The sequence below is a fragment of the Pedobacter caeni genome (assembly GCF_900129215.1).
In the GTDB taxonomy this organism is placed as follows: Bacteria; Bacteroidota; Bacteroidia; order Sphingobacteriales; family Sphingobacteriaceae; genus Pedobacter; species Pedobacter caeni.
Genome location: NZ_FQUQ01000002.1, coordinates 1,262,490 through 1,289,470 on the forward strand (window position 1 = coordinate 1,262,490; position 26,981 = coordinate 1,289,470).

General features: G+C 39.5%; 20 protein-coding genes. 10 read left to right on the top strand and 10 right to left on the bottom strand.

The genetic code is table 11. The annotated features are described in order from the left end of the window. Positions 1–2: 2 nt before the first annotated feature. The 3 genes from BUC20_RS12840 to BUC20_RS12850 are packed head-to-tail and all read left to right on the top strand — an operon-like array spanning position 3 to position 4,133. Positions 3–1,556, top strand: coding sequence for a RagB/SusD family nutrient uptake outer membrane protein (locus tag BUC20_RS12840; RefSeq protein ID WP_073231383.1), 1,554 nt, complete (start codon positions 3–5; stop codon positions 1,554–1,556). Positions 1,557–1,584: 28 nt separating this feature from the next. Continuing rightward, the gene (locus BUC20_RS12845) at positions 1,585–1,902 is read left to right on the top strand and encodes a hypothetical protein (protein ID WP_073231385.1); all 318 of its coding nucleotides are present in this window, start codon (positions 1,585–1,587) and stop codon (positions 1,900–1,902) included. 44 nt (positions 1,903–1,946) lie between these two features. Then, positions 1,947–4,133 carry an alpha-galactosidase gene (locus BUC20_RS12850; protein ID WP_234994515.1) on the top strand — a complete coding sequence of 729 codons (2,187 nt, stop codon included), beginning with the start codon at positions 1,947–1,949 and terminating at the stop codon, positions 4,131–4,133. A 79-nt stretch (positions 4,134–4,212) separates the two neighbouring features. On the opposite strand, the gene BUC20_RS12855 is transcribed toward BUC20_RS12850, so the two are convergent. From BUC20_RS12855 to BUC20_RS12880, 6 genes are all read right to left on the bottom strand, one after another. Further along, the gene (locus tag BUC20_RS12855; RefSeq protein ID WP_143166777.1) at positions 4,213–5,445 is read right to left on the bottom strand and encodes a hypothetical protein; all 1,233 of its coding nucleotides are present in this window, start codon (positions 5,443–5,445) and stop codon (positions 4,213–4,215) included. Between the two features lie 34 nt (positions 5,446–5,479). Further along, positions 5,480–6,061, bottom strand: a complete 582-nt coding sequence (locus BUC20_RS12860; protein WP_143166778.1) for a hypothetical protein — start codon at positions 6,059–6,061, stop codon at positions 5,480–5,482. 719 nt (positions 6,062–6,780) lie between these two features. Continuing rightward, entirely contained in the window at positions 6,781–8,007 is a 1,227-nt protein-coding gene (locus tag BUC20_RS12865; RefSeq protein WP_073231391.1) for a hypothetical protein, read from the bottom strand. Next, a complete protein-coding gene (locus BUC20_RS12870; RefSeq protein ID WP_073231393.1) occupies positions 7,988–11,605 on the bottom strand; it encodes a PAAR-like protein in 3,618 nt (1,205 codons plus the stop codon). Before BUC20_RS12870 ends, BUC20_RS12865 begins: the two co-directional genes overlap by 20 nt. An 11-nt stretch (positions 11,606–11,616) precedes the next feature. Next, a complete protein-coding gene (locus tag BUC20_RS12875; protein WP_073231395.1) occupies positions 11,617–12,429 on the bottom strand; it encodes a hypothetical protein in 813 nt (270 codons plus the stop codon). Positions 12,430–12,439: 10 nt separating this feature from the next. After that, positions 12,440–14,254, bottom strand: a complete 1,815-nt coding sequence (locus BUC20_RS12880) for a type VI secretion system Vgr family protein (RefSeq protein ID WP_073231397.1) — start codon at positions 14,252–14,254, stop codon at positions 12,440–12,442. A gap of 565 nt (positions 14,255–14,819) precedes the next feature. Here BUC20_RS12880 and BUC20_RS12885 point away from each other — a divergent pair. From BUC20_RS12885 to BUC20_RS12905, 5 genes are all read left to right on the top strand, one after another. Then, positions 14,820–15,539, top strand: coding sequence for an LOG family protein (locus BUC20_RS12885; RefSeq protein ID WP_073231399.1), 720 nt, complete (start codon positions 14,820–14,822; stop codon positions 15,537–15,539). A 100-nt stretch (positions 15,540–15,639) separates the two neighbouring features. Further along, positions 15,640–17,142 carry a L,D-transpeptidase scaffold domain-containing protein gene (locus tag BUC20_RS12890; RefSeq protein ID WP_073231401.1) on the top strand — a complete coding sequence of 501 codons (1,503 nt, stop codon included), beginning with the start codon at positions 15,640–15,642 and terminating at the stop codon, positions 17,140–17,142. A gap of 10 nt (positions 17,143–17,152) precedes the next feature. Continuing rightward, positions 17,153–18,034 carry a universal stress protein gene (locus BUC20_RS12895; RefSeq protein WP_084528806.1) on the top strand — a complete coding sequence of 294 codons (882 nt, stop codon included), beginning with the start codon at positions 17,153–17,155 and terminating at the stop codon, positions 18,032–18,034. A gap of 27 nt (positions 18,035–18,061) precedes the next feature. Next, a complete protein-coding gene (adhP, locus tag BUC20_RS12900) occupies positions 18,062–19,096 on the top strand; it encodes an alcohol dehydrogenase AdhP (protein ID WP_073231403.1) in 1,035 nt (344 codons plus the stop codon). Positions 19,097–19,135: 39 nt separating this feature from the next. After that, complete coding sequence (locus BUC20_RS12905) at positions 19,136–19,879, top strand: universal stress protein (protein WP_073231405.1); 744 nt, start codon at positions 19,136–19,138, stop codon at positions 19,877–19,879. On the opposite strand, the gene BUC20_RS12910 is transcribed toward BUC20_RS12905, so the two are convergent. Both BUC20_RS12910 and BUC20_RS12915 read right to left on the bottom strand, forming a co-directional pair. After that, positions 19,866–20,828, bottom strand: coding sequence for a 2-hydroxyacid dehydrogenase (locus BUC20_RS12910; protein ID WP_073231407.1), 963 nt, complete (start codon positions 20,826–20,828; stop codon positions 19,866–19,868). The two genes, BUC20_RS12905 and BUC20_RS12910, sit on opposite strands and share 14 nt — an antisense overlap. A gap of 19 nt (positions 20,829–20,847) precedes the next feature. Further along, positions 20,848–21,267 carry a hypothetical protein gene (locus tag BUC20_RS12915; protein ID WP_073231409.1) on the bottom strand — a complete coding sequence of 140 codons (420 nt, stop codon included), beginning with the start codon at positions 21,265–21,267 and terminating at the stop codon, positions 20,848–20,850. Between the two features lie 144 nt (positions 21,268–21,411). Between BUC20_RS12915 and BUC20_RS12920 the strand changes: the two genes are divergently transcribed. Beyond that, positions 21,412–22,278, top strand: coding sequence for a universal stress protein (locus BUC20_RS12920; RefSeq protein ID WP_073231411.1), 867 nt, complete (start codon positions 21,412–21,414; stop codon positions 22,276–22,278). Here the strand turns inward: BUC20_RS12920 and BUC20_RS12925 are convergent. Further along, entirely contained in the window at positions 22,275–23,315 is a 1,041-nt protein-coding gene (locus tag BUC20_RS12925; protein WP_073231412.1) for a response regulator, read from the bottom strand. The genes BUC20_RS12920 and BUC20_RS12925 overlap by 4 nt on opposite strands. 181 nt (positions 23,316–23,496) lie before the next feature. On the opposite strand from BUC20_RS12925, the gene BUC20_RS12930 reads away from it, so the two are divergent. Continuing rightward, positions 23,497–25,986, top strand: a complete 2,490-nt coding sequence (locus BUC20_RS12930) for a cation-translocating P-type ATPase (RefSeq protein WP_073231414.1) — start codon at positions 23,497–23,499, stop codon at positions 25,984–25,986. Here BUC20_RS12930 and BUC20_RS12935 read toward each other — a convergent pair. After that, entirely contained in the window at positions 25,961–26,899 is a 939-nt protein-coding gene (locus BUC20_RS12935) for a 1-phosphofructokinase family hexose kinase (protein WP_084528808.1), read from the bottom strand. The two genes, BUC20_RS12930 and BUC20_RS12935, sit on opposite strands and share 26 nt — an antisense overlap. Positions 26,900–26,981: the final 82 nt, after the last annotated feature.

Here is a 26,981-nt window from a genome sequence, read left to right on the forward strand (position 1 = left end):
AAATGAAAACTTACTATTTCAACATATTTCTCCTCCTCCTTGCAGTTAGCTTCTGGGGATGTAAAAAAGACCTGCTGAATGTGCAGGATCCAAACAATGTAAATGAGGAGAATTTCTATAAAACGGCTAATGATGCTGTTTTGGCTACAAACTCAGTATATGGCAGCATGTACCGTAAGGATAACTTTGGCTGGGTGTACATCTGGGAAAGTGTACTAACAGATGATGAAAGATGGGACAGTGAAGGCTCACCTGCGCTCTATGGGGGAGTAGCCAGCGGGATTGAAACCGCATTAGGCAGTAACAGTTATGTAAGAAGGGTCTGGAACGCGTCTTATGCAACAATTGCGAGAGCAAATGTAGCCATCGCAAAAATCCCGGGCATCGAAATGGACGAAGCATTAAAGAACAGATTACTTGCCGAATGCAGGTTCTTCAGGGCTTTTATGTATCAGCGGTTGCTGATGCGTTACGGAGATGTTCCATTAATGACGAAACTGCCTTCAGACGATGTACTTCTACCTTCAAGAGCTGCTAAAGCAGAGGTCCTGAAGCTTGTTTTTGATGACCTTAATTTTGCCGCTCAATACCTTCCAAAAGAACATACAGGAGTAGATATCGGCAGGGTAAAAAAAGGTGCGGCATTGGTGCTAAAAGCCAGGGTCGAGATGTCCAATCAAATGTGGACAGCAGCTGCGGCATCGGCAAAAGCCTGTTTGGATCTGAACTATGGATTAAATAACAGCTATAGTGACCTGTTCAATAAACCAGGTACAGAAAACCTGCCGGAATCATTGTTTGAGATCCAATGGGGAAATAATGCCGGTGATTTTGGCTCTCAGATCAATACCCGCTATACGGACAATGGGGAGGCAACTTCTGCTCCGGGAGGCTGGAACTGGGGACAGGTACTACAAAACCTCGTTAACGAATACGACAATGCTGACGGTACTCCATTTGTCCTTGGTAACAGGGATGTGAGAACAGACTTGACTCAATACCAGAACAGAGATCCCCGTATGGCCGCGACCATCAATTATGCAGGTTCTGATTACTTCGGAATCCCATGGAAAAGGACCTGGACACCAACAATGTACGGATGGAAGAAGTATACCATTTCAAACGAAGTACTCAATACCCTTCCCAAAAACACGATTCCTTATAACTGGATTGTACTCAGAAATGCAGAAGCCTATTTATCTTATGCTGAAGCACAGAATGAAGCAGTTGGTCCGGATCCATCGGTTTATGCTGCGATCAAAGAAATCCGCAAACGTGCTGGTCTGACCAATCCGGATCTTGCATTAGGTTTAACGAAGGATGCAATGAGGGATAAAATCCGCCATGAACGTAGAGTTGAGCTGGCAGGAGAATCGGCAAGGTTTGAAGATCTGGTTCGCTGGAAGACGCTAAAGTCTGCTTTGGAAAATAAACATCTTGGAAATCCCGGTGTCAACTGGATCATTAGCAATTGGGCTGATTTCAGGTATTTATGGCCGATTCCGCAACAGGAACGGGATCTGAATAAGAACCTGACTCAAAATACTGGTTATTAAGTAATTATTTATATAAATTCAACAAGACATGAAAAATCTATTCATAGCAATATTAATGCTGGTTACCTTAACAATTGGTGCCTGCAAAAAGAATTATGAGGAGGGTGGATATGAAGCGCCTAAGACACTGGTGATCTCTGGCCCTTCGGAAGTAAAGAAGAATAACAGCGTTGATTTTGCTACTTATTATGTCAATGGCACTTATGTATGGACGGTAAGCGGAGATGCTGCCATATCAAGCGGACAGGGGAGCTCTAAAGTGACCATTATGTTTGGAAATACAAATGCCAAAGTAACAGTAGCGGTAGCTGGTCAGACAGCGAGCAGAGAAATTGCTGTACAATAATAGAAAAGATTAAAACAGGAAACCACAAACACAAATAAACACGAATGAAAACAATTACCATTGAGCAGGTCATGCGGGGGATCACCCTGATTGGTTTTGGAGTCTTTGCTTCAGCATCATCTTTGCTGGCGCAAAAACCGACAAAAACCGACTGGCTGTTAAATTCAACGAGCTATACCGCTGCGGTTAAAACAAATGAAGCCAAAAAGGAAGTTACACTGGATAACGGCCTGGTCAAAAGAACATTTAGAATTGCACCGGATGTAGTCTGTATTGATTACCTGAACCAGGTGAACGGGCAGCAACTGCTGAGGTCGGTAAAACCAGAAGCAAGAGTTACGATCAATGGTAAAGTTTACCATATTGGTGGATTGAAAGGGCAGAAAGAAAATGCTTATATCCTGTCGGAATGGCTGGACCGCTTTACACCTGGTGACCAGGATTTTAAGCTAACGACCTATGATGTGAAACCCATCCTTCCGCAATTGAACTGGAAAAGTAAATTCTGGGCATCAAACCACAATCAGCCAACAGGAAAGGTGCTTGCATTTCATTATCGCGCCGTTGCGCCCGAATTATCAGGGTTAGAAGTCAGTGTAAACTATGAGCTCTATGACGGGCTTCCTTTAATTGTCAAATCTCTATCTATCCATAATAAAGGGGATAAAGATTTTGCCGTTGGAAGAGTCGTAAATGAGATCTTAGGAATGGTAGAAGAACAAAGTGCGGTGGTCGGAGGACTCGATAAAATGGCGAAACCTCAGGGCATCTATTTTGAAACGAATTATGCTTTTAACAATGCCATGAGGTATGATCTGAGCGATCAGACCACCCATTGGAAAGTAGATTCAACTTATACATCGCAGGTAAATTACGATTATCAAACCCCTTGTTTACTGGAAATTTATCCTGATAAAGTATCCGGAATTGAATTGAAAAAGGGGGAAACGTTCAACTCAGTACGTACTTATGAATTACTGATGGACAGTTACGACAGGGAAAGAAGGGCACTGGCAATCCGGAAAATGTACCATATCGTTGCCCCATGGACAACGGCAAATCCGATATTCATGCATCTGGTCAGCAAGAATGATACAGAAGTCCGTACGGCTATTGATCAATGTGCTGCAACAGGTTATGAAGCCTTAATTCTGAGCTTTGGAAGTCATTGCAATATGGAGGATACCAGTGCTACAAATATTAAGAGATGGAAAGAACTTGCTGATTATGCGCATGAAAAGAAGGTGTTTATCGGTAGCTATTCCTTGTTCAGCTCGAGAAAGATCAGCGATGAAGATGATGTCATCAGTCCGAAAACGGGGAAACCAGGAGGTGCTTTTTTTGGAAATGCACCATGTTTTGGAAGTAAATGGGGATTGGGGTATCGCGATAAGATCAAAACATTTTATTCGAAAACAGGATTTGATATCTGGGAAAATGACGGACCTTATCCTGGAGATGTCTGCGCTTCTACAACCCACCCTGGACACCATGGTCTGGAAGATTCTCAATGGAAGCAGATCAATATTCAGAAAGAATTGTATCACTGGCTAAACGGTAGAGGAGTATATATCAATGCGCCAGACTGGTACTTTCTGGATGGTACACATAAAATCGGAATCGGCTACCGGGAAGTTAACTTCTCTCTTCCAAGGGAAAACCAGTTGATCCTGAACCGCCAGAATATCTTTGATGGTACCTGGGAAAAGACGGCTTCCATGAGCTGGGGTTTTGTTCCGTTGACAAAGTATCAGGGTGGAGGGCCTGAAGCCGTGCTGGAGCCTTTAAAAGACCATCTGAAGGATTATGAGCAGCTGATGGCTCAGTATTATGGTGCAGGTGTTCAAGCCTGTTATCGTGGACCAAGGTTGTATGATACGGAAGAGACGAGGGTGATGGTGGCTGGAGTAATAGACTGGTACAAGAAGTACCGCGATATTCTGAATTCAGACATTATTCATTTGCGCAGAGCTGATGGCAGGGATTGGGATGGCTTACTTCATGTGAACCCTAAGCTGAAAAATAAAGGAATGATGATGTTGTACAATCCATTAAAAGAGAAAATTACCAGAACGATCAAGGTCCCTCTTTATTATACGGGATTAACTACCGTGGCCAAGGTAATGGAGAAGGGGAAAGGGCTGAAAAATTATACCCTGAACAGGAATTATGAAATAGAATATACCTGCACGCTGGAGCCGGAAAGTTATACCTGGGTAGTTATTGAATAAAAAATATACGCTCTTAATGGTAAGGTTGCAGGTACGCTTTGGTCGGCGTACCTGTTTTTTTATGGCTGTTTGTTAATCTTTATTCTGGTTCACCTTGACCTTCTAATTTTAATTTACCTATAATACCTTTCATCTTAGGCAGGCCGAAATAATTGTTTTGTTCTATTAATTTGATGATTTCAGGATGAGAAACGGACAAGTTGTATAAGGTTGATGCTGCATTGGTCCATACCTCTGAAGACTCAAATGTTTTATATTTGTCTATAGCCGGGTTTTCTATATTAGCTATGTAAGCTACAATTTTTGCTTTCTCTACTGCATTGAATTTTTTAGAAGGCTCTTCATCGAAGACTTTATCCAAATCTTCAGAATACAGAAAATATGGATAGCTGCTTAAGGCATAAATAAATCTATTGTCCGTCGAGCTGGTATTATCCTCTACATATTTTAACAGGCCTTTTCTTATTTTTAATTTGCCATTACAGTCTTTAACAAAGAACAAATCAGCTATTTTTTCTTCTGAAGTAGGACTTGTCTGTGTATTTAGATTGTAAATGGAATCTAATACCATTTTATTGATTCTTGGTTCCTGGTCATAGCCATAACCAATTAACAAAAGTGCTAGAAAACTATCATCATTCCTGAGGAGCCAGTCCAGACTAGCTTTATCATCGTTGAACAAGTATTTGTTACGATGGACCAAGGTTTTGATGTTTCTTTGACGTTCTCCGGGAAGCTCCTTTATGTGATCTTTCCATTGAGAGGCGCGCGTTGTTTCTTCCTCTATTGCATCGTAAATTTCAATGTCTTTTTTTTCAAATTCGGCTAATTCAGGGTATAACTTTAGATAGTCTAAAATCTTAGGCAGCGGGTGGAAGTTAGTTAGGAATTGCTCTTTTTTTGCAACATAAATGTATTGAGCATCCCCAGAATATGGAGCGAAAAGTAGTTCTTTATTGCATATATTGTCAATATATGTGTCTATTTTGATATATGATTTTTTTGAATTCCCATCTATTGTTCTACCAAAAATGACTTCGATTCGCTGATTAAATAGTTTTCGGTCTATTTTTTTATAACCGTGGTTATTTAATATGGTGTCTTCTACCAATACCAGAGCATTAAGATCTTTTTCTCCATACTCATCGAAACTCCCATAAGTTTGATCATTCCCAGCTTCTATTTGATCGGATAGTATCGTTTTAATATTTAAATCAACCTTATTACCATTATTGGAATTCCTATTTTCCAGACAGGAAAGGTTAAGAAGAGTGGTAGCCAGTAATATTGATAAAGTTCTTAAGTGCGTCATGTTTATATTTTTTTCGGTATTAATATTCCGTTTGCTATTCATCCGTTGTACCCATTTGGTCAGACTCTTCTTTTTTGTGCTTTTTATTTAGAACATATTTTAGGAGATATTCGTCTTTCGTATAGCCAAATTTTTCTACCAAATCAAGCAGGTATTGTTCATTAGTTGAGTTTAGTAATGAATTTCTGGATTCTGTGTTTTTATTGAATAGGTAATTGTTCAAATGGAACGTTAATGAATCATTCACAATTGCTTCCCCCTCGGGCATGTGATCAAATATGTAAATGAAGTTTTTGTGTTTAATGGCAATCGGTATAGGCCCATTATCATCAACTAAATCTATATCGTCAAATTTCGATTTTTTAATATCAATAAGGTAAACATCATTTATGATCTGCTCAAAATTAGTAGAGGAGGGAAATTTATATTGATGATTAACCAAGCCCGAATAGGCGGTTTCAGCATAACTTTGCATTGTACTATCGGTATACTTCATTAAGTAATTCGAACGATGTTTTTGTTGCTGATGTTTAGCCTCGTTGTTATTGGATGGGGCTTGCTGGCACCCGTAGATTAATACGATCAATAAGCCATATAGCGATCTTTTTCTTGTCATGGTTTTACTCTGCTTTTATGAACATATCCTTCCTGTCTTGCTTTTGTTCTAATGAAGAACCAGTCTCCCGTATCATTTAAAATTTATACGTTTTGTCCTGACTTTACTTTTTGTAAAATCTCTGACTGCGCATTTTTTTCCTTCCATAAGTTGGTGTAACCATCAGGATCCTTTATTGTAAATGTTTCTGAAGTATTGTCCGCTACATTTAAATTTTCACTAAACATTCTTAACCGTTCAAAATTATAGTAATTCTGTTTTGCCAGTTGATCCTTAATAGATGGGTGTTTATGGAGAAAACTTTGTACAGTCCCCAAGCCTCCGGCATTCAGTGATTTCTCACCTAGAAAAGTAATGTATTCGTCGCTGTTATTATATTTATGTGGGTCTTTATCTCCATTGTAATCAAAATGAGTAATCAGGTCTTTTAAAAGATATTGATCTTTTGTTTTTAACAGATTTAAAGCTTGTCTATCATTGTTGAAGAGTTATTTGTTCTAGAGATATAGTACCTCTTGATTGATATAAAACTCTTTCAATATTTATTGCTTTTAATTTACAGAACAACATTCAATACAAGAGCAGATCTAGTGTTCGTAATACTTCCTTTGTATTTTAAAAATCTCTTGATTTTAGAAGATCAATAAATATATAATTCATAGATTCCACACGAATAGATAAGGGAAGTCTATGAATTATAATTATGTCTTTCAATCTAATTATTCGACGGGGCCTTCTTCCTGAAGTTTTTCAATAATGGTTTTCATTCTTGATAGTTCGAAATAATTATTCTGTTGGATTAATTTAATGACTTCGGGGTGGGAGACTGAGAGATTGTATAAAGTAGATGCAGTTTTACCCCAGATTACTTGGTCTTTCTTGTACTTCTCTATTGCAGGGTTTTCAATATTGGCAATGTATGCGACAATTTTTGCTTTTTCTAAGGAAGTGAATTTTTTGGATGGGTCCTCATTGAAGAGTTCATTTATGTCTCCATTATATAGTGTTGAGACGTAGTCACCAAGAGCATAAAGAAATCGATTATCAGTTGAACTTGTATTATCTTCTACATATTTTAATAAACCGTTTCTAATTTGCAGTTTTCCATTACAATCTTTAATGAAAAATAGGTTGGCAATACATTGGTTGTATGTTTCACCCTTGTCTATATTTTCTTTGTAAACTGAATCAAGAACCATTTTGTTAACTTTTGGTTCCTGATCATAGCCAAAGAGCACAAGAAGGCGTGTTAAAAAAGTATTGTCATTAAATGTTAACCAGGTTAAACTAGCTTTATCATCATTAAAGAGATATTTATTACGATGAACTAAAACCTGTATGTTTTTTTCTCGCAATTTTTGAAGATCCTTCACGTCTTTCCAACGATCAATTTCTACCTTTTCTTTTTCAACTCCATCATAAATGAATCTTGGTTTATCTTCAAGATAACTTAATTCCGCAAATTTGCTTTGGTAATCGATAATTTCAGGAATGGAATAAGAATCCGTAATAAAAAACTGGTTTTTTAATACTAATGTTCCTTCTAATTCAATATAATCATTAGGGTGATAGTGTAACTTGCGGTTACATGGCTTTAGATAATCTACATATAGATACTTGTCAACATTATTTGTATCAATCGTTCTGTTGAAATACAATTTTATTTTTTCTACAAATGTTGCTTTATTGATGTATTTGAAACCATTCTCTTCTAATTTGTTTTTTAAAATAGGTATTGTTACTTCAAAATCCGTTTCACCATATTCAGTCGGATTGTAATCGGAAGACGGACCATCTTTTAGTTGACGAATTAAAACATTTGTTAGCATACTATCTTTTTTTAAGTCGTGTTCTTTTGTTTCTGTACTATTGCAAGAAATAATAGCAATAGCCATTCCTATTAATATATTTAATCTCATTTTTATTTTATTGTGATTTTTCTCCATTTTTATTCTCTTTCAGAGCTTGTTTAATTACTTTAATATTGGCATCGCTAACTTTGGCGTAATCATCATTTAATTTATCTATTTCTCTTATGACATACCCTTTTGGCTTATAAAAAGCCTTAAATTTTTTGTAAATCTTTGTGCCGTCTTTTTTTGTGTAACTATAAAAAACTTTTCCACTACAATCAAAGTTTGATACTCTTAGTTTATCTCCCTGATTCCCCCCCAAAAGGCAATATTCTCCGTTAGCTAACTTCCCAAATATAAATGCAGCATGTCCAAATGTATTGCCATTGGCATCCATTATTGTCTTGCCATTAATGTCACAATCTGTAAATACAGCGATTGCACCATAAAAAATGGTGCATTTTTCTACTTGATTGCTACTTATAAAACTCTGTGAAGAGGCTGATGCCAATATTTTATAATCAGACTTCAATATACACCAGTTAACAAAAGAAGCGCACCATGCTGTTTGATTTCCTGCTTTCTTCTGATTACCTCCTTTTGAATGGTAGACCCTAATTCTTTCGTCAATTGTCTTCTCATTTTTGCCACCATAAGTCTTTGCTTCTGTTAATGCAAATTCCATCCAAGGTGCTCTTTTTCCACTTGATTTTGCATCTTTAAGTTTACCCCATTTACATTCATTTATTCTAAATATTTTTGATGTATAATCTCTAAATGCTTCCTTTTTTAACGTATAGCTATTCTCCACCTCATTTCCTACAGAACTGGAAATTATATTGGCATCAGATTGGCCATTGGCTTTAGTAGTTATTTTCTTCCATTTAAAAAAAGCCATGGAAGAAAGGGTCGCTGCGGTTATGTTATTTAATACTAAATCCGGCTTTGAAACAATATCAAAACCTTCTTTTTTTGTATATGAATTTGCAAATTCATAAGCAGATCTCCCTGTTAATTGTATAAGACCTTTACCTCTAAAATCCCAGCCATCAGTAGCTTCTTTGTTCCCAAGTTGGCTACCTGTTTTGCCATCTTTATGATAAGCCCAATTTGCAATGTTTTTTTGGTCTTCTAAATTTACACCAGGTAATTTGGGCTCTTTTTCAGGTCTACCCCATTTTTTTGCTTTTTTTTGACCTTCAGGAGTTTTAAATGTTCCAAAATAAGCCGACAAGCTTTTCCAATACCAATTGAAATTTTCACCACTTTTCACGTGTAGACCAGGTCCTGATTCTACCCTGATTTGCGCAAAGAAATGTGCTTTAACCCAACAGGTATTCATACCGAGGTCTCCCATATATTTGTTATAAGCGCTTGCTACTGATTTCAATGTGGCTGGATCTGCTTTTTTAAATATTTGTTTCAATTCTTCCGGAGTAATCTTCTCATTACACCTCGGACAATCACCACCTTGATGTCCGTCCTGTTTAGCCACACCTACCAGCACCTGGCCACCAACAACAGCCACTCCATTTTTAAAAGCAACCAGGGTATTACTGGCGCCCCGGAATTCCATCTCCTCTACAACAGCATAAAAATAATGTATTTTTTCACTATAACTTTTCTCCCAGCTTTTATCTAAAGTAAAATCGAATTCTACTATGCCGGTTGCACTTAAATTATAAACTTCCTTGTGTACACGGGTATCCATTCTAAGTGCATCCTTGCCCGCACGACTTTCTTTCCTGTATATTCTTACTTTTACGCTTTTCGTGCTCAAGTTCCTCGTACGAATACGGCAACGCATTTTGCTGCCATATACGGCCTGTATAACCAGCCTGTTCGCCGATAAAAATTCTATACTTACAATTTCCTCTTTGGTAACCAGTTTTAATTTATCTACTGGTTGAGGGATATCAGCGCTTAATATAGGATACGCTTTATCTACTGATAGTATTTTAAAATAGAACTCAGTGCCTTCTTTTAACTGTTTTCCATATTTATCCCTGTTTGGAACAAAATCACAGCCTTTCAAATCCAAAACCTGACTTTTAGGTATTTTCAATCCGGTAATCCTATGTATAGCATGTGGTTTTTTCTCCGCATCCAAATACCCATACTCCAGCGTTACCGCAAGACCTTCTGCGGATTCAAATATGATTGCAGCATGGCTCGGTTCTCCCCAGCCGGTTTTGTTTTTTTTGCCCCCTTCAGGATATTCCCATTGCGCATTAACCATTTTCGGTTGAGCCACGACGATCTTAACAGCAACTTTTGAACTTTGCTGGATCATGTAGGGCTGTATGGTATATTCACCTGGCTGATCAAATTTATGGCTGATCGTTTCTCCCACTTTTGTAGTAAATTCATGAACAGATTTTCCACTGGCATCTTTGCAGCTCCATTTCACAGCAGCAATCTCAGTGGGGCGAGCAGGAGAGATCTTAAACTGATCTTTAACCGTAAATGTGACCTGATCATGGATCCTGATACTTTCTGAAGAGGCCGTAACCGATTGAATTCCGTTTTTTATAGCGTTGATTACTTTTGATTGTTTTGGAACACCATTAAAATAGGCTGCTACAACATAGCTGCATTCCTCATCGCAAAGCACCTGTGTCAATTTGCCTGTTGGTATTAAGAGGGTAGGAGTACCAATGCCGCTCATTTTTGTTACGGTCCAGGTAATGGCATCAAGATCGCCTGGTATTGCTACGGTCTGAAACAAACTTTTCAGCCGGAACTCCACAGGCTCCATTACCCTCACCTTATCTTTTCCATCCACAGTGGTTACCGTTTCAATCTCATTCTCTTTAATGGTATAAGGTTTGGTTACCTTCTTATCACCATTGGTTTTACCGTAAGCTTCAATAAGGTAAGTTCCTGCTTTTTTAAAGGTAATGGTAATGGTTTCTCCCGCATCTGCTCTCAGTTGCATCGGTACGCCATTCACATCATAAACCACCCAGTTTACCCCCTGTTTGTCTTCAGCAGTTGGCTTACCTGTAAAATTAGCTTTAAAGGTAACCGGAGTGTTCAGTGGTTGTTGTTCCCCGTATTCCAGCACCTGTATAGATTTTACGCTTGCACCATCTTTATCCTCATTTTTAACTTCCTGTTCGGTATGGATCAGTTCTTCGGTTAATAAAGGGCTATCTGCAGGCCAGCTGCCAGCTTTGGCATTTTCTACTTCCTGTGCGGTAACATTGGCTTGTTGACCATGCTGAACAATCTTTATTGAGCCACCTTTTGCGGTACAGGTTGCCGTGCTTTTATCTGTAAGTACATAAGCACCATTAGGCAATTCTGCTTTCTCATAATAATCTTTCCACTGCAGCTTTGCAGTACAGGGTACGGGTTTACTCGGATCAGGAACTTTGCATTGTCCAAAATTAAGATTCAGTATTTTGTTCTCTAAAGTAGTTGCCAATAGTTTTGACTCGCCATTGTCGTTAATGATATACTTATTATGACTAAGCACGTTGAGCTTCTTTGGAGAGGCATCTACTGCTTTATCACAGGTGCATTTTGCGCCCTGACATACCAATAATTCTGTGATTTCAGCGCTTTGCTTAGGCTCATCCGTTTTCTGTGGATTTGATTCGGTCTCTGCAGATTCCTGATCTGTAGCCACATCCTCCCCTAAATTTTCTGTTCCGCTAATTGGTTCAGGGCCTGTACTCGAATTCATGTCAGTTATATTTAATTGGTTGTTAAAGTAACTTTTATCGTTTTTTCGTAACTGTTATTGGCTACCAATGAATAGCTGCTGTCCAGTGCATTGCACCAACCCGTATTGCTGTTGATCTGATAAGATCCATTTACACTAATCTGAGAGAGCTGATCATTGGTTTTGGTTTTTAACCAGTTTTTGAAATCGCTGGTATTGCTGCTTTCATTGCACCTGCCGGAAAAACTGATCATCTGTCCTTCTGTAGAGGATTGACGTGTCCAGGTTTCTATAAACTGTAAAGGAAGAGGGCATAGGCCGTATACTGTTCTCCGGCGTTTGAACTGATCTTCCACAAAAGCGAAATCATAGACATTCCTGAAATATTCATTTAAGAACAAATCCTGCATGATATTTTGGGTAAGTTGATCGGAAGGAAGCATTTTCTGATCTATCTCACATAGCGCTTTATCAACCCAATCTCCGGTATAACTATCCGCAATGTTTGATCTTATCGTCAGCCATTTACGCCACAGTTCATCCTGTTTTTCAACGCAGACCGGCATCCCGTTAAAACCGAGTTTAAACGTCAGCTGATGTAGCGCCACAGCGATTTGCTGGACAAAAGCATCCACACTGTTGTCAGGGATGCCACTTACCATACTGGGTTTACGTACAATTTCTATATTCTGATTTCCAGACCAGAAAGAGACCTTTTCCGGAACAATGTCAATCTCGAAGAGCCTTAAAGAAGTGGTTTCTTTTTCCAGAGTCTTTTCTGAAATTTCCACCTTATAAAGCATTTTTAAAGGTTGTTCCAGCGCTTTGTACCTGATCTTACTCATAGCTCGAACCCTAAAACAATTTTACTTTGCTACCACTGTTATTGATGATTTCTTTAGTACTATGAAACTCGATGTTTTCTTTTGTACTGTTCATGTTGATCTGCTCGGCTGTCTTTTCAATATTTGTAGCGGTACTGTTGATCTTTTGATTCGCCACCATGGTAATGTTTTCGGCCATAACAGAATGATGTTCACCGGCGTTGGTGGCAATATTTCCTCCAGCATTACTGTAGATATGTTCACCCGCAGAAATGGAGACATTCTGATCAGCACTGATGTCGATATTCTTTGCTTTGATGCTGATATTTTCGGGAGCACTGATTTCGATGCTTGATGTGCTTGTATTGAACCTGATGATATTGCTGCTTTTATCAGTGATGGTGATGGTTTCGCTTCCCGGGCTGTCATTAAATTCGATCAGATGGCCACTTCTGGTAGCGATACTTTTTAGATGGTTATTGTCGTACCCACCTGCGCCATTCCTGGAGTGGAACAAACTTCCCATCACTACCGGCTTGGAGATATTTCCATCTTCAAAACCGACCAATATCTGGTCGCCCACTTCGGGAACAAAAACAAAGCCCCTGTTCATTTCTACCTGGACACTACCACCGGCATCCGGTGTCAGCACCCTTAACCACTCGGTTGCATCGTTGGTCTGACATTGCCACTTGAATAACACCTTAACACGACCCTGACCTTTTGGATCATCGTTGTCTACCACATCAGCCAGTTGCATATCTGCAAAAGGTCTGGAGATTTTAGGTGCAGGAAGCTTTTCACTATCTGCGGCAACGCCTTCAAAAGTATGTTGATAATGGCCGATGCCATCAATTTCATGGTGGATAGCGGTTACCACGAACTTTCCGAAGTCCTCTACCTGGAAATCCTGTCCATTGCGCATGCTGGTACTAATGTCTACTATTTTACCAAGACCAACTTTGGGATTGTCTCCACGACCAGTAATATTAACCAGTCCGGAAACAAGTGCTTTCTGTTCATCATTTACGAAGGTCTCGATCTCTTTCTGAGAGTTTACCCGTACATTTAAGGGTTGGTTAAAACGTTTACTGTATACCTCATTGGAGGCCGATATCGCATGTGATACGTCGGCTGAACCAGAGCTTACTGCCCCGGGTTCTGCACTAAGAAGTTCATCCTGTTGAGAATGATAGGCGAATTTTTTGTAACTGAGCGGGGCTACCTGCATCCCGTATTGCATGCTGTGCAGATCCCTTCCATAAACCAGGGCAATTTCTTCCTGTTTATCCGGTTTGCCGAAATGAAGTATCCTGCCATCATAATAAAACCATTCATGGTACTGAGCAGAGAGCCTGTTAATGAAGTCAAAGTCACTTTCCTTATACTGGATGATGTAATCAATGACATCTCTGTAGACAGGATTAATTTGAAAATTCAGGTCATTCTCCGGAGTATCATTGGTTGCTTTATGCAGAATGGTTTTCAAGTCTTTATCCAGGTAGGAGCCAAGATCAGGCCCTCTTTCTAACAGAATATCCGGACTATGACCTATAATCAGGATATCACCCTGAAAACCGTGTGTCTGGGCAATTTCTATTTTAGTGATAATTCCGGTAAAGATATTCGACGGCTCTCCCTCCAGCCCGAATTGAACAGTTAAATTCTTGCCTATAAAATCTTTGGATTTCGCAAGCGTAATACTACTGGTTCCCTCCAACTGGTCATGGTTGATGCGGAGTTCAAAAGTATGGTGTTCGTTAAAACGTTGGTCAAGCGTAAAACGACTAAAGTGCGTTACTGGTATCTGCTCAATGCTGAAGTCCAGAATTAGTTTGTTTACCATGGTTCAGAAGGTAAGGTAGAGCGTTAGAAAATAGATTGTTTGTTTGTCTGTAATCGAATGCCGGTCATTTATATGGAGAACTTGCCAACGCTTTGACGAGGGGTGTGTCGGGGTTTAAATAGCAGGTACATTGAAGCACATTACATACTTCAGCTGAAAAGTCTAATCTTGCTTTGAAAGCCATAACTTTTAGTTTTAAGGTGTAAAATAATTATCCTGTTAAATTACGTCAAAAATTCTGCCATTAACAATTAATAATCAAGCTGATATATCGAAAAAATTAAAAAGCGTGTCTGAATGGTTTTCTGTGCACTATATTTTTAAATCAATGCTTTCTTTTATTTGAAAAATATAGCTGTTTTGTTGATCATGCGTCAAAATGAATTGCGTTATTTTTTTTAGTATATCAGATAATGGAAATATTTTTCTATTTGTGTTTGGTTTTTGGATCGCTTACCTGATATGGATATTTGAGAGATGATACATATCAAATATTGAAGTGTTTGTGGTCATTTGTATTAAAGTCTGATGTATTGATATTTAGCCGCAGTTAAATGATTACAAAATGAGCAAATCAGAGATTGTTTTCCTTGAAGGTCCCCAATCACGATGGAAAGAGTTTGTCTTTACCCTAAAGATATTGCTTGAATTTATCCGGGGTTTCAGAAGTCTTCATTTTCTTGGCCCTTGTATTACCATTTTTGGATCTGCGCGTTTTAAAGAAGGCCATCCTTATTATACCTTTACCCGGAATGCTGCGGCAGAATTTGCGAAACTTGGATTTACTATTCTCACTGGTGGTGGCCCGGGCTTAATGGAAGCGGCAAACCGTGGAGCCAGGGATGTTAATGGCCGGTCTGTAGGCTGCAACATACAACTGCCAATAGAACAGAAACCAAATGTTTATCTGGATAAATGGGTGTACATCCATCATTTTTTTGTACGTAAGGTTTTGCTTGTTAAATATTCTTTTGCTTTTGTCGTAATGCCTGGTGGTTTTGGTACTCTCGACGAGTTTTTTGAGGCGCTAACACTCATACAAACTCGTAAGATTAAGAATTTTCCGATCATAATTTTTGACAAGGCCTACCATAAGGAGCTACTTGAACACATTCATAAAATGCAGGAGGAGGGGACGGTCAGTATGGAGGAGGGGAATTTGTTTTTGGTAACCAACAGCATTGAAGAAGCACTAAATCTGATTAAGGAAAAGAGCATTAAACAGTATAAACTAAAAGCTGAAAAAAACGCAAAACCATTCCGTTGGCTTTTTGAATATCAGTGATTTTCCATTCTTTTCGTGTTGATTATCAACGCTAAATATGATTGCCGTCATTATTTTTCTACCTGAAAGTCATCAACTTTAATTTATCAAATATGATGTTATGAAACAATTGGCAAACACTCATTCTGGCTATAAAGGAAGGATATACGCGGTGTTAATTCTGATCATTGTCTTACTGCACTTTTCTTTTCAGTCTAAATCATCTTTTTGTGTTCTTTCTGATAAAACAACTTTTAATGTTGAAAATGATACATTGATGAAAGTGGCAATAAAGGGGATGCTGGCAAATAAAACGGCTATGTCTTCATTTAATTACCCTAAATCCGTGGAACGCTTCTATTTAAAATCAGAACTTAATCCTGGCTGGATAAAAGATGAGAAGGAAATCAGGAGGACATGGGAAGCTTTATTGATGCTGGACTGCGTATTGCAATTTGGTCTGAGCCATGCAGACTACCATCCCAGTGAGCTGGAATATGAGACGATGCATAATATCTACAGGATACCATCCTCTGTAAGTCCGGCTCAAAAGGCACGGTTTGATATGATGCTTACAGATGCAATGATCACCTTCATTTATCACCTTCATTTTGGGAAACTAAACCCGGTTTATACAGCGGAAAGATTAGATAATGAAGCCGTTCCTGAATTTTGTGCAGAAAAGATTTTATATGATGCAAAGACACAATCTGATTTTATGAATCTGATCCTGAATTTGCAGCCAAAATCAAGGGCATATATCCTGATGCAGGAGCATATGAGGCTGATGAAAGGCCAATATCTGGACGACTGCTATGAAGTTCCGGAAGAAACAGTAAGAAAACTAGCCATTAATATGGAAAGGTTACGTTGGGCAGGTCTGGAAAAAACACCTTCTATCCGGATCAATATTCCTTCCTATTCTTTAGCCCTGCAGTTCCCTGATAGCGTTTACCAGTTCAAAGTAATCGTAGGAAAAGCTGCCTGGCCAACTCCGATATTACAAAGTGTGCTGAGTCAATTTAGCACCGCCCCGGACTGGAGGGTTCCGGGGAAAATTTTTGTTAATGAATTGTTACCTAAGATTATAAAAAATCCTGGTTTTCTGGAAACGAATCATTTTGCGATCTATGACCTTAAAGGAAACTATATTGATCCTATTAAAAATAACCTGGCAATGATCAAAAGGAATCCTGGCCAATATTTTCTGCGTCAGTCTGCTGGTTGTGACAATGCGTTGGGACGTGTGGTCTTCAGATTCGCGAATACTTTTGGTATTTATCTTCATGATACTCCTGAACAGCAGTTGTTTAACCGGGAATTTCGTGCTTTAAGTCATGGATGTATTCGTGTGGAGGAAGCAGGAAAAATGGCGGCTCTATTACTGGAATTTGATGGAACACCGAAAAGTATCAAAGTGCTGCATCAGGCAATGGCTATTTACGAACCTAAAACGTTTACCCTGAAAAGTGGCATTCCCATACAGACACTATATCTGACTTGTGAAATTGTGGATGGCCAGATCAAGAATTATGAAGATGTTTATAATATGGACAAGGCACTTGAACAGGCTTTATACCAGACTCCAGAAGCAACCTTCACCACAAAATTAAAAAAATACTAAACGGTTCATTATGAAAAAGATTTTGGTGCCTACTGATTTTTCTTTTCCTGCAAAAAATGCAGGACATTACGCCATGCACCTGGCTAAAGAGATGAAGGCAGATGTGAAATTATGCAATGCAATTCTGGTTCCTGGAGAAGCACTAATGGCAAATCGTGTTGCCTGGCCACTGGCAGACTATAGTGCATTGAAAGAGGAGTCTGATACAGAGCTAAGGAGTCTGGTTAAAAGTATGAATGCAACTTTTGAACTGGAAAGTGCGGCCGATTTTCATCATCCTGAAATTGAATATACAACAGAGGTAGGGGGACTGAAAGAGGTAGTCAGCAATCTGGCGCATCACCATGACATCAGCCTTGTGGGAATGGGAATGTCTGGGGCCACTGGTCTGGATAAATTCCTGATGGGAGGAAATAGTCGTGCATTGATAGAGTCGGCCGCTTTTCCTATCCTTCTGATTCCGAAAGAGGCGAGGTTCAGAAAAATAGATAAGATTGCATTTGCAACAGACCTGAATGAGGGCGATGTAGAAAAGATCCACCTTCTCTCTGGTTTTGCACGCATTTTCGATGCGGAAATTCTGATCATTCACATTAGTGATTCCAGTGCAGATCATCAGCCTAAGGACCAGCCGGCGATAGATGCATTTCTCAATCAAATTACCAATAAGGTGAATTACCATAAAATATATTATGAATATATCTGGAATGTAGAGGTCGATAAAGGTTTAGACTGGCTCATCGAACAAGGTAAAATCAGTATGCTGGCAATGGTGCACAGAAATAAAAGTTTGTTTAACAGATTGTTTAAAGGAAGCCATACACAGCGCATTAAAAATAGGATAGCTATCCCATTACTTGTCTTTCCTGAGTCTTTACACAGAAATTTTTAACGCTTACCATTCAAAAACTTAAACATAATGATACCAAAAACGATGAAGGCTGCTGTGATTCATGAATTCGGAGCTGCACTTAAAATAGAGGAAATGAAGGTCCGGGAGCCTCAGGAAAACCAGATTCTGGTGAAAGTTATTTCCTGTGGTGTTTGCCATACAGACCTTCATGCCTGTAGTGGAGATTGGCCGGTGAAGCCAAAAATGCCGCTTATACCTGGTCATGAGGCTATCGGATATGTCGCAGCACTGGGAAAGGGTGTCTATCAGGTCAAGGAAGGAGATATCGTTGGCGTTCCATGGCTGCATAGTGCTTGTGGAGGTTGTGAATATTGTATTACCGGTTGGGAAACACTTTGTGATACACAGCAGAATGGAGGATATAGCGTGGATGGTGGTTTTGCGGAATATGTAATTGCCGACGCAAGATATGTTGCACATTTTCCTTCAGGAATCAACTTCAATGAGATGGCTCCGATCATATGCGCGGGGGTAACGGTGTACAAAGGTTTAAAGGAAACAGAAGTGAAACCAGGAGAATGGGTGGCGATTTCCGGTATCGGAGGGTTGGGCCATCTTGCCGTTCAATATGCGAAAGCAATGGGCATGCATGTGGCTGCAATAGACATCTCAGATGATAAACTTGATCTGGCTAAGAGTCTGGGGGCAGAAATCACTGTTAATGCCAAAGATCAGGATCCTGGTGCATTTTTAAAGAAATTAACAGGAGGAATGCACGGCGTCCTGGTTACCGCTGTATCTCCTGTCGCATTTAGTCAGGGGCTATCTGCTTTAAGGCGTAAAGGAACGCTTTCTTTAAACGGATTGCCACCGGGAGATTTTCCTCTGCCCATTTTTGATACCGTTGTAAATAGGATAACGGTTAGAGGCTCTATTGTTGGAACCAGGAAAGACATGCAGGAAGCCATTGCTTTTGCGGTTGATGGCAAAGTAAAGGCCGATGTTCATGGAGCTAGATTAGAGGATATTAATACAGTTTTTGATCAGATGAAGTCTGGTGAAATTGAGGGGCGTGTTGTTTTGGAGATTGCAAAACCATGACCCTGACTAACGATTAAAAAACAATTAACAAAAATAAAGATGGAAACGATTTTGGTACCTACTGATTTTTCTCTTCCTGCATTGAATGCAGCGGAATTTGCATGGCATGTTGCAAAACGTACAGGAGCAGATATTGTTCTTTTTCATGCAGGTAGAAAGAGAATGAAAACGCAGGTCCCTTTTCAGGGCTCTGTAACCTTGGAAAATCCGGCAGCTGTGCTTAAAGAAGCCAGATTACAGCTTGATTTTCTGGCTGAAAAGTTACGAAATGAGAAGCCTGCTTCAGGTGATTATTTCCCTGAAATCAGTTGTATCGCAGAAATGGGAGAGATTGAGGTCCTGATATCAGACCTGATTGCTTCCAGGAAGATTTCTATGATCGTAATGGGTATGTATGGAGCCCCAAGAATTGTCAGGCTGTTCATTGGGAGTGTAAGTCAGCAGATCCTGGATCATGTTGATGTTCCTGTACTCCTGGTTCCTTATAAGTCATTGCCGGCAGAAGTTAACGAAATAGGATTTGCCTGTAGTTCATCAGTTACTGAAGTTCCTGATCATCCATTTCTTCGTAAATTCGCCAGAGCCTTTGATGCGGAATTATCAGTGGTGCATATAGATCATCTGTTAAAAAACCAAAGATTATCGTCGGCAATCAATGGTGATCCTGACATGCTGGCGATCGTTAAGGATAAAACCAACAGATTTAAGCGTTTTTTTAAAGAGGAGTTACCGGAGAAGTTGTCTGAACAGATTGAAATCCCATTATTGGTCATTCCTGAATAAGGGAGTTCCAGTGATCCAGTGTTGCTATAATTTGCGTTGAAATCTCCTGGAGTGCCTCTTTAGTTAAAAATGCCTGGTGTGGTGTGATGAGTACATTAGGGTTTTTCATCAATTCTGAAAATAAAAAATCCCTGAACTGGTCCACCTCATGGTCCTCAAAAAATAAACCTTTTTCATATTCGTAGACATCTAAACCGAGGTAGCCTATTTTTCCGGTTTTCAAAGCTTCTAATGCATCTGTTGTCTTGATTAATTCACCTCTGGCAGTATTGATAATCATTACACCTGTTTTCATTTTTTTTATTGAACTGGTATCGATGATATGTCGTGTTTCCGGACTGAGGGGAATATGGAGTGAAATTACATCTGATTCCAGGTAAAGAGTATCCAGATCAACAAATTTCACATGTTTTGTCTTTTTTGAGGCAGTATCATACCCCAATACTTTGCATCCAAGCCCATGAAAAATGGGGGCTACTGCTGCTCCGATATGTCCTAAGCCTATTATACCTACTGTTTTTCCATAAAAGTTAAAACCTGTAAGGTGATCTAGCGAGAAATTAAATGCCCTGCACTGCTGGTTTGATTGAATCAGATGACGGCTTAATGCCATGGCAAGCATCACTGCATGTTCTGCAATAGCTTGCGGAGAATAATCAGGAATATTCGCTACTTTGATATCGTATTTTTTTGCAGCTTCCTGGTCAATATGATCAATGCCAACTGACCGTGTTGCGATGTATTTTATCCCATGTTCGGCGAGTGTTTTGATGATGGGGGCGGCAAGGTCATCATTAGTAAAAACTACCACAGCATCCATACCTTTTACATAACAAATGGTGTCTTTATCCAATGCTTTTGAAGTAAATGTAATTTCATGCTTTTGCTGATTAGATTCTATCAGCAAATCCTTCTCATTTATTTTAGTACTATAAAAAATCGCTTTCATAATTTTATCTCATGTTTATTCAGTGTAATGGTTCTTTATTTTTTAATACTATATCCAGTTGACTTAGAAATACAAGTTCAGATTTATTCCTCTGAGCAAATGCTGAGGCGATAGCTGCGCTTGTTCTGAAGATGAGCTGATTGACCGGATCCCGAAACAAATACTCATTGTTTTTCTTGTAGATTTTAAACTCCGGAATGGCCTTTTTAATGTCCCAATCATTTTCGTACAGCCAGTCGAACGTAATTAAAATATAATAAACGAAATCAGTTCCGTATTCATCAAAAGAGGTATCAATTGATAGCCATTCATTTTTCACGATTTTCCTTAGTTCATCTATTTCTTCGGGCCTTACCTTACCATCGGTTGCTGCTACTGCATAAAATAATTTTGCCAGCTGTTGATAGAATGCCCTTGATGTTCTATTGGAGGTTTCCATTTTTTATTAGTTAGGATTATCTATACAATTTAGAGAATAAATGCCTGCATGAAAATGATGGCTATCATGGATTTGCCTGATGACAATCATAGGAAAATGCTCATTATCTGAAGATATTGGTCTTGATGAACCAATGTCTTGATTATGAAAACGATACTTGTATTAACAGACTTTTCAAAAAGCGCATTAATTGCAGCTGAAACAGCTGTGATGCTTGCAGGGAGACTTCATGCCAATCTCCTATTATTCTATGCAGATTCCGCGATCCCTGTAAACCCTTTTTATCCTGGGATTTTTCAGGGAGAGGGTGATGATTCGTGGAAAATGCATTGTAAAACAGAGATGGATAAAGTTAAGGATCACCTTATGAGGTTGATTTCATTGATGAAGACTGATTCGCGTAAACCCGGCATTTCCAGGAAGATTGCCGAAGGAGATCTTGGTGCTCACGTAACGGAGCTTGTTAAAAATGGAAATGTGGAAATGATAGCAATGGGAGCACCTTCGGGAAGTAAAATTGATCATGTTTTAATAGGGAGTGATACTTCTGCAGTAATTGGAGCGGCAGACTGTCCGGTATTGATAGTACCTGCAAATGGATCTATTACTGCTCTGGACCGCGTTGTTTTTGCTACTAATTACCATAAATCCGATATTTTTGCAATTGAATACCTTGTTGAACTTGGTAAATTGTTTGCGTACCAGTTAGAAATTGTTCACATAAGCCTTTACGGGGCGAAGGAGAGCAATCACAATAACGAAGTAATGGATTTTGTGAAAAAGTTAAGTGGAGATATATACCCAAGAGTACTGTTTAAGGAGATCAAGGGAAAACATCTGTTTAATCGACTTGTGCAGTTCTATAAAGAAAGAGAAACGGATCTTCTTTCCATGACACATCAGCAACATACGCTGCTTTCGAGGATGCTCAAAGAAGGGACAGTGATGAAATCTTTGGCTACGCAGAAGTTTCCAATGTTGATCTTCCCTCCTGGAATCGCCAGGAATTAATTTCTTATTTTGGAGAGCTTATCCATATTCATGAGTTGGATAAAACTGCCATTTTTTTCAATCATTCCTTCAGTTTTAAAATCAGTTAATGTTCTGCTCACACTTTCAATGGCAACTCCTGCGAGCTCAGCTAGTTCTTCCCTTGATATACTTAACTGGTTAGTGTCGGGCGACTTTTTACTTAACCGGATTAAAACCTGGGCCAGCCGTTTGCGGACTGAGAGGTAGGCTAATTCCAATAATTGCTCTTCCTTTTCATGAACATTCTGACATAATATCCTGATAAACTGTCTGCTTACTTCATTTGATTTATTGATCAGATTTATGACCAGTTCCTTTGGTATTAAGTAGAATGAGGTATGTTCTACGGCTTCAGCAGTGTCTTTAAAAGGCTGATCCAGAACCAATGCATCCATCCCGATATAATCATTGGATTTGTACAAACCTGTAATGAGTTGTCTGCCGTCCGGAACAATCTTTATTGTTTTGATAACACCCTCCAATACGAGGTATAAACCCTGCGGAGTATCTCCTTCGTAATAGAGGATTTGTTTCTTTTTGACGTGCCTTAGTTTTCTGTCTGAAATCAATTCCTTAAGCTCGTCACCATGGGCTGAAGGAAGGGTTTGAAGGCCGTTAAATATAGATTCAAAATGAACATGTTGCCTATGATGCTTGTTGATTCTGGCCTCCACTGCATTTAGCAATTCCATATCATCGTATGGTTTAGTCAGATAATCATCAGCGCCCATTTCCATTCCTTTTCTAAAGTCGGTGCGGTCGGTCTTAGCCGTTAGAAATATAAAGGGAATTTCAGCCGTTTCTTTGTTTTTTGCCAAAAGGTAAAGGACACCATATCCATCCATTTCTGGCATCATGATGTCGCACAAGATCAAGTCAGGTCGCTGCTGAATGGCCAAATGAACACCAATTTTTCCATTTTCAGCCTGTAACACATGGTAGCCTGAAAGTTCAAGTATTTCTACAGAGCTCTCTCTGATATCCTTATTGTCTTCGATGATCAGAATAGTTTTCATGACGGTTTATTAAGAAGCGTAATTGGTTGAGAACGAATGTTCTAATTTAGGTATTATTCCTTGATTAATAGAAACTGATGAAGATCATTTATTGTGATGAGCCAGGAGATGATTTTCCAGGTACAAAAATGCTTAGCTTTATTATTACCTGGAGATATAAAAGGTGTAATAATAGTTGTCAATGGAAATGCATGGTATAAAAGGACTAAGCGCTCCTGAAGTCGTTAAATCCAGAACCAAATATGGCTCTAATTCTTTAAATCATAAGAAAGAAAATGCCTTGTGGCATGCGTTGAAAAGCCTGGCTAAGGAGCCTATGGTGATTCTTTTGTTTGTTGCATCTGCAATTTACTTTATCAACGGAAAAATTGGGGATGGACTCTTTCTCGCCACAGCAATAGTTTTGGTATCTGTAATTTCCTTATATCAGGATTCAAGAAGCAGAAATGCATTGGCTCAACTAAAAGAACTGACCAGCCCCGATGGTAAAGTTATCCGCGATGGAAAGGTACAACCGTTGAAAACCGAAGAGATCGTGGTTGGGGACTGTCTGATTGCTGAGGAAGGAACTGTTGTTCTTGCTGATGGAATTATTATTCATGCAAATGATTTTTCGGTTAATGAATCCATTCTTACCGGAGAATCCATGTCGGTGCATAAAGACCATAACAGTGAAGATAGGGAGGTGTATTCAGGGACTACTGTAGCAAGTGGGTTGGCAATTGTCCGGGTTTCTGCCATTGGTGAGGGAACTAAACTCGGCAGAATCGGTAAAAGTCTTGAAAATATAAAAGAGGAACCCACTCCTTTAGAATTGCAGATCGGCAACTTTGTGAAGAAAATGGTCATGGCCGGTGCAATTGTTTTTATAATCGTCTGGGCCATTAATTTCTACCACTCGGGAAGTGTGATTGACAGTTTGATGAAGGCATTAACGATAGCGATGAGTATTTTGCCGGAGGAGATTCCGGTGGCTTTCAGTACGTTTATGGCACTTGGGGCATGGCGGTTAATGAAGATGGGTGTGGTGGTGAAACAGATGAAAACTGTAGAAGCACTCGGGAGTGCCACCGTAATCTGTACGGATAAAACAGGAACGATTACTGAGAACAAAATGAGCCTTGCCGGTGTATATGTTCCCTTATTCCAAAAAATGACCGGTCCCAATGAAATGCTGCACGCAGAGGAACAGGTGCTGGTCAGGACTGCAATGTGGGCCAGTGAACCTATTCCTTTTGATCCAATGGAAATTGCTTTACACCAGGCTTATGCCAAAATAAACGGGATAGACGAAAGGTTAAACTATAAAATGATTCACGAATATCCGTTGGGAGGAAAGCCGCCAATGATGACACACGTTTTTCAGGATAGTCTTGGAAACCGTATTGTTGCAGCAAAAGGAGCGCCTGAAGCGCTAATGGAAGTCTCAGGATTAACAGCAGAGGAAAAAAGCAAAATAGGGACGGCTGTAAAAGAATTGGCGGGGCAGGGATACCGTATACTGGGGGTAGCCGACGCGGTTTTTCCAGGATCCGATTTCCCTGCCGCACAACAGGACTTTAAATTTTTGTTCCGAGGACTTCTGGCTTTTTATGATCCCCCAAAGAAAAATATCCAGTCGGTCTTCGAACGTTTTTATGAAGCAGGAATTTCTGTCAAGATTATTACCGGAGATAACGCACTGACTACTGCTGCAATTGCCAGACAAGTAGGATTCAGGGGCTTCGATAAATCGATCAGTGGAGAAGACCTGATGAAACTGGAAAATGTTGAGTTGCAGAAAACGGTAAACGACCATTTCGTTTTTACCAGGATGTTTCCTGAGGCAAAACTCAAAATTATCAATGCATTGAAAGCTAATAATGAAGTCGTTGCCATGACCGGAGATGGAGTAAATGATGGTCCCGCACTTAAGGCGGCGCATATTGGTATTGCTATGGGGAAAAAGGGTACAGAAATTGCAAAACAGGCTGCCTCATTGATTCTTGTGGATGATGACCTTGAAAAAATGGTCTTGGCTATTGCTATGGGCAGAAGGATTTACACCAATCTGAAAAAGGCCATTCAGTACATCATTTCTATTCATATCCCTATCATTCTAACCGTATTTATTCCTCTTGCTTTAGGATGGATTTATCCGAATATCTTTTCTCCGGTCCACATTATCTTTTTGGAGTTGATTATGGGGCCTACCTGTTCCATTATTTATGAGAACGAACCAATGGAAAAAAATACCATGCTTCAGCAACCAAGACCATTTGTAAGTACTTTTTTTAATAGTAAAGAGTTATTTACCAGTGTGGCACAGGGGGTGGTTATCGCTGCTGGCAGCTTATTTGTTTATAAGTACGCCACCCATTTTAACTGGAATGAACAAATTACCAGAACGATGGTATTCACTGTTTTGATCACTGCAAATGTATTTTTAACCCTGATTAACAGGTCTTTTTACTACAGCATTTTTACTACTATCAAATATAAAAACAACCTGGTGTTTTTGGTCATAGGCATCACTGTGATTAGTTATGGCTTGTTGCTCTATATTGGTCCACTCCGAAGGTTTTTCGAGTTTGAATCACTAACTGCCGGGCAGCTAACAATCAGTGTGATGGTTGGTTTCGTCAGTGTGATCTGGTATGAGCTGCTCAAATGGAGGAAGAGGACTGAATAAGACGATACAAATGGGCTACATCTGCAGGGTGACAAAGTTCTGTCCCTGGGTTCATGGTAGCTGCGGTTCCACAAGCAACACCATATTGAATCGCTTCAGTCAGGCTTTTATTTAAAGCAAGACTGTGTACAATGCCGGCAAGCATGCTGTCGCCTGCACCAACAGTACTTTGAACAGCTACCTTCGGAGGGACAACGGAGAGGAATAAATCTTTGCTGATGAGTACCGCACCCTGTGAACCCATTGATGTCACAATCACTTCACATTCAAATTTGTTAATGACCTCTTTTGCGGCAAGATGTATCTGATCGAGGGTTAGAATTTCCCTGCCTGCCAAAGTTCCTAACTCTCGGAGGTTTGGCTTAATTAAATAAACACCAGCTTTTACGGCTTGTATTAAAGCTTCCCCCGAAGTATCTACAATCAGCTTCGCCTTATTTTTTTTAGCAATGTGCGTGATTTCAGCAAAGATGCCGGTTGGTATTCCAGGTGCTAAACTCCCACTCACTACTATAAACTCTGCCTGCTTAAAATTAGCTATAGCTTTCAGACAGTTTTGCCATTCCCTTTTAGTGGTTGCAGGCCCGGGCATTCCGAAACGGTATTGCTTTTGACTGGAGATCTCTTTTACAACCAGGTTTTCTCTGGTGCTTTCTTTGGTTTTTACTGGGATAAGGTCAAAACCTTCTTTAGCCAGAAGCCTGGTATATGCTCTTCCCGTATATCCTCCGGCCATATAGATTGCTGTAGTATTTTCTCCAAGTCTTTTAATGGCCCTTGACACATTGATGCCTCCTCCTCCGGCTTCATAAACAGGACTGCTGCAATTCAATTTTTTTTCCGCGATCAATTCAGGTACAAGTGTACTCTTATCAATTGCCGGATTAAAGGTAACGCTGAGAATTGAGGTCATGATCTGAAAGAATTAGGTGTACATAAATATCGGTACTGATTTAAGTAATCGCTATGATCCCGGGCATTTAAGGTTGTGTTTA

What these genes read in the sequence shown, in the direction of transcription:
- BUC20_RS12840 (WP_073231383.1), top strand. Translation starts at nt 3, where the DNA reads ATGAAAACTTACTATTTCAACATATTTCTCCTCCTCCTTGCAGTTAGC.
- BUC20_RS12845 (WP_073231385.1), top strand. Translation starts at nt 1,585, where the DNA reads ATGAAAAATCTATTCATAGCAATATTAATGCTGGTTACCTTAACAATT.
- BUC20_RS12850 (WP_234994515.1), top strand. Translation starts at nt 1,947, where the DNA reads ATGAAAACAATTACCATTGAGCAGGTCATGCGGGGGATCACCCTGATT.
- BUC20_RS12855 (WP_143166777.1), bottom strand. Translation starts at nt 5,445, where the DNA reads ATGACGCACTTAAGAACTTTATCAATATTACTGGCTACCACTCTTCTT.
- BUC20_RS12860 (WP_143166778.1), bottom strand. Translation starts at nt 6,061, where the DNA reads ATGACAAGAAAAAGATCGCTATATGGCTTATTGATCGTATTAATCTAC.
- BUC20_RS12865 (WP_073231391.1), bottom strand. Translation starts at nt 8,007, where the DNA reads ATGGAGAAAAATCACAATAAAATAAAAATGAGATTAAATATATTAATA.
- BUC20_RS12870 (WP_073231393.1), bottom strand. Translation starts at nt 11,605, where the DNA reads ATGAATTCGAGTACAGGCCCTGAACCAATTAGCGGAACAGAAAATTTA.
- BUC20_RS12875 (WP_073231395.1), bottom strand. Translation starts at nt 12,429, where the DNA reads ATGAGTAAGATCAGGTACAAAGCGCTGGAACAACCTTTAAAAATGCTT.
- BUC20_RS12880 (WP_073231397.1), bottom strand. Translation starts at nt 14,254, where the DNA reads ATGGTAAACAAACTAATTCTGGACTTCAGCATTGAGCAGATACCAGTA.
- BUC20_RS12885 (WP_073231399.1), top strand. Translation starts at nt 14,820, where the DNA reads ATGAGCAAATCAGAGATTGTTTTCCTTGAAGGTCCCCAATCACGATGG.
- BUC20_RS12890 (WP_073231401.1), top strand. Translation starts at nt 15,640, where the DNA reads ATGAAACAATTGGCAAACACTCATTCTGGCTATAAAGGAAGGATATAC.
- BUC20_RS12895 (WP_084528806.1), top strand. Translation starts at nt 17,153, where the DNA reads ATGAAAAAGATTTTGGTGCCTACTGATTTTTCTTTTCCTGCAAAAAAT.
- adhP (WP_073231403.1), top strand. Translation starts at nt 18,062, where the DNA reads ATGATACCAAAAACGATGAAGGCTGCTGTGATTCATGAATTCGGAGCT.
- BUC20_RS12905 (WP_073231405.1), top strand. Translation starts at nt 19,136, where the DNA reads ATGGAAACGATTTTGGTACCTACTGATTTTTCTCTTCCTGCATTGAAT.
- BUC20_RS12910 (WP_073231407.1), bottom strand. Translation starts at nt 20,828, where the DNA reads ATGAAAGCGATTTTTTATAGTACTAAAATAAATGAGAAGGATTTGCTG.
- BUC20_RS12915 (WP_073231409.1), bottom strand. Translation starts at nt 21,267, where the DNA reads ATGGAAACCTCCAATAGAACATCAAGGGCATTCTATCAACAGCTGGCA.
- BUC20_RS12920 (WP_073231411.1), top strand. Translation starts at nt 21,412, where the DNA reads ATGAAAACGATACTTGTATTAACAGACTTTTCAAAAAGCGCATTAATT.
- BUC20_RS12925 (WP_073231412.1), bottom strand. Translation starts at nt 23,315, where the DNA reads ATGAAAACTATTCTGATCATCGAAGACAATAAGGATATCAGAGAGAGC.
- BUC20_RS12930 (WP_073231414.1), top strand. Translation starts at nt 23,497, where the DNA reads ATGGAAATGCATGGTATAAAAGGACTAAGCGCTCCTGAAGTCGTTAAA.
- BUC20_RS12935 (WP_084528808.1), bottom strand. Translation starts at nt 26,899, where the DNA reads ATGACCTCAATTCTCAGCGTTACCTTTAATCCGGCAATTGATAAGAGT.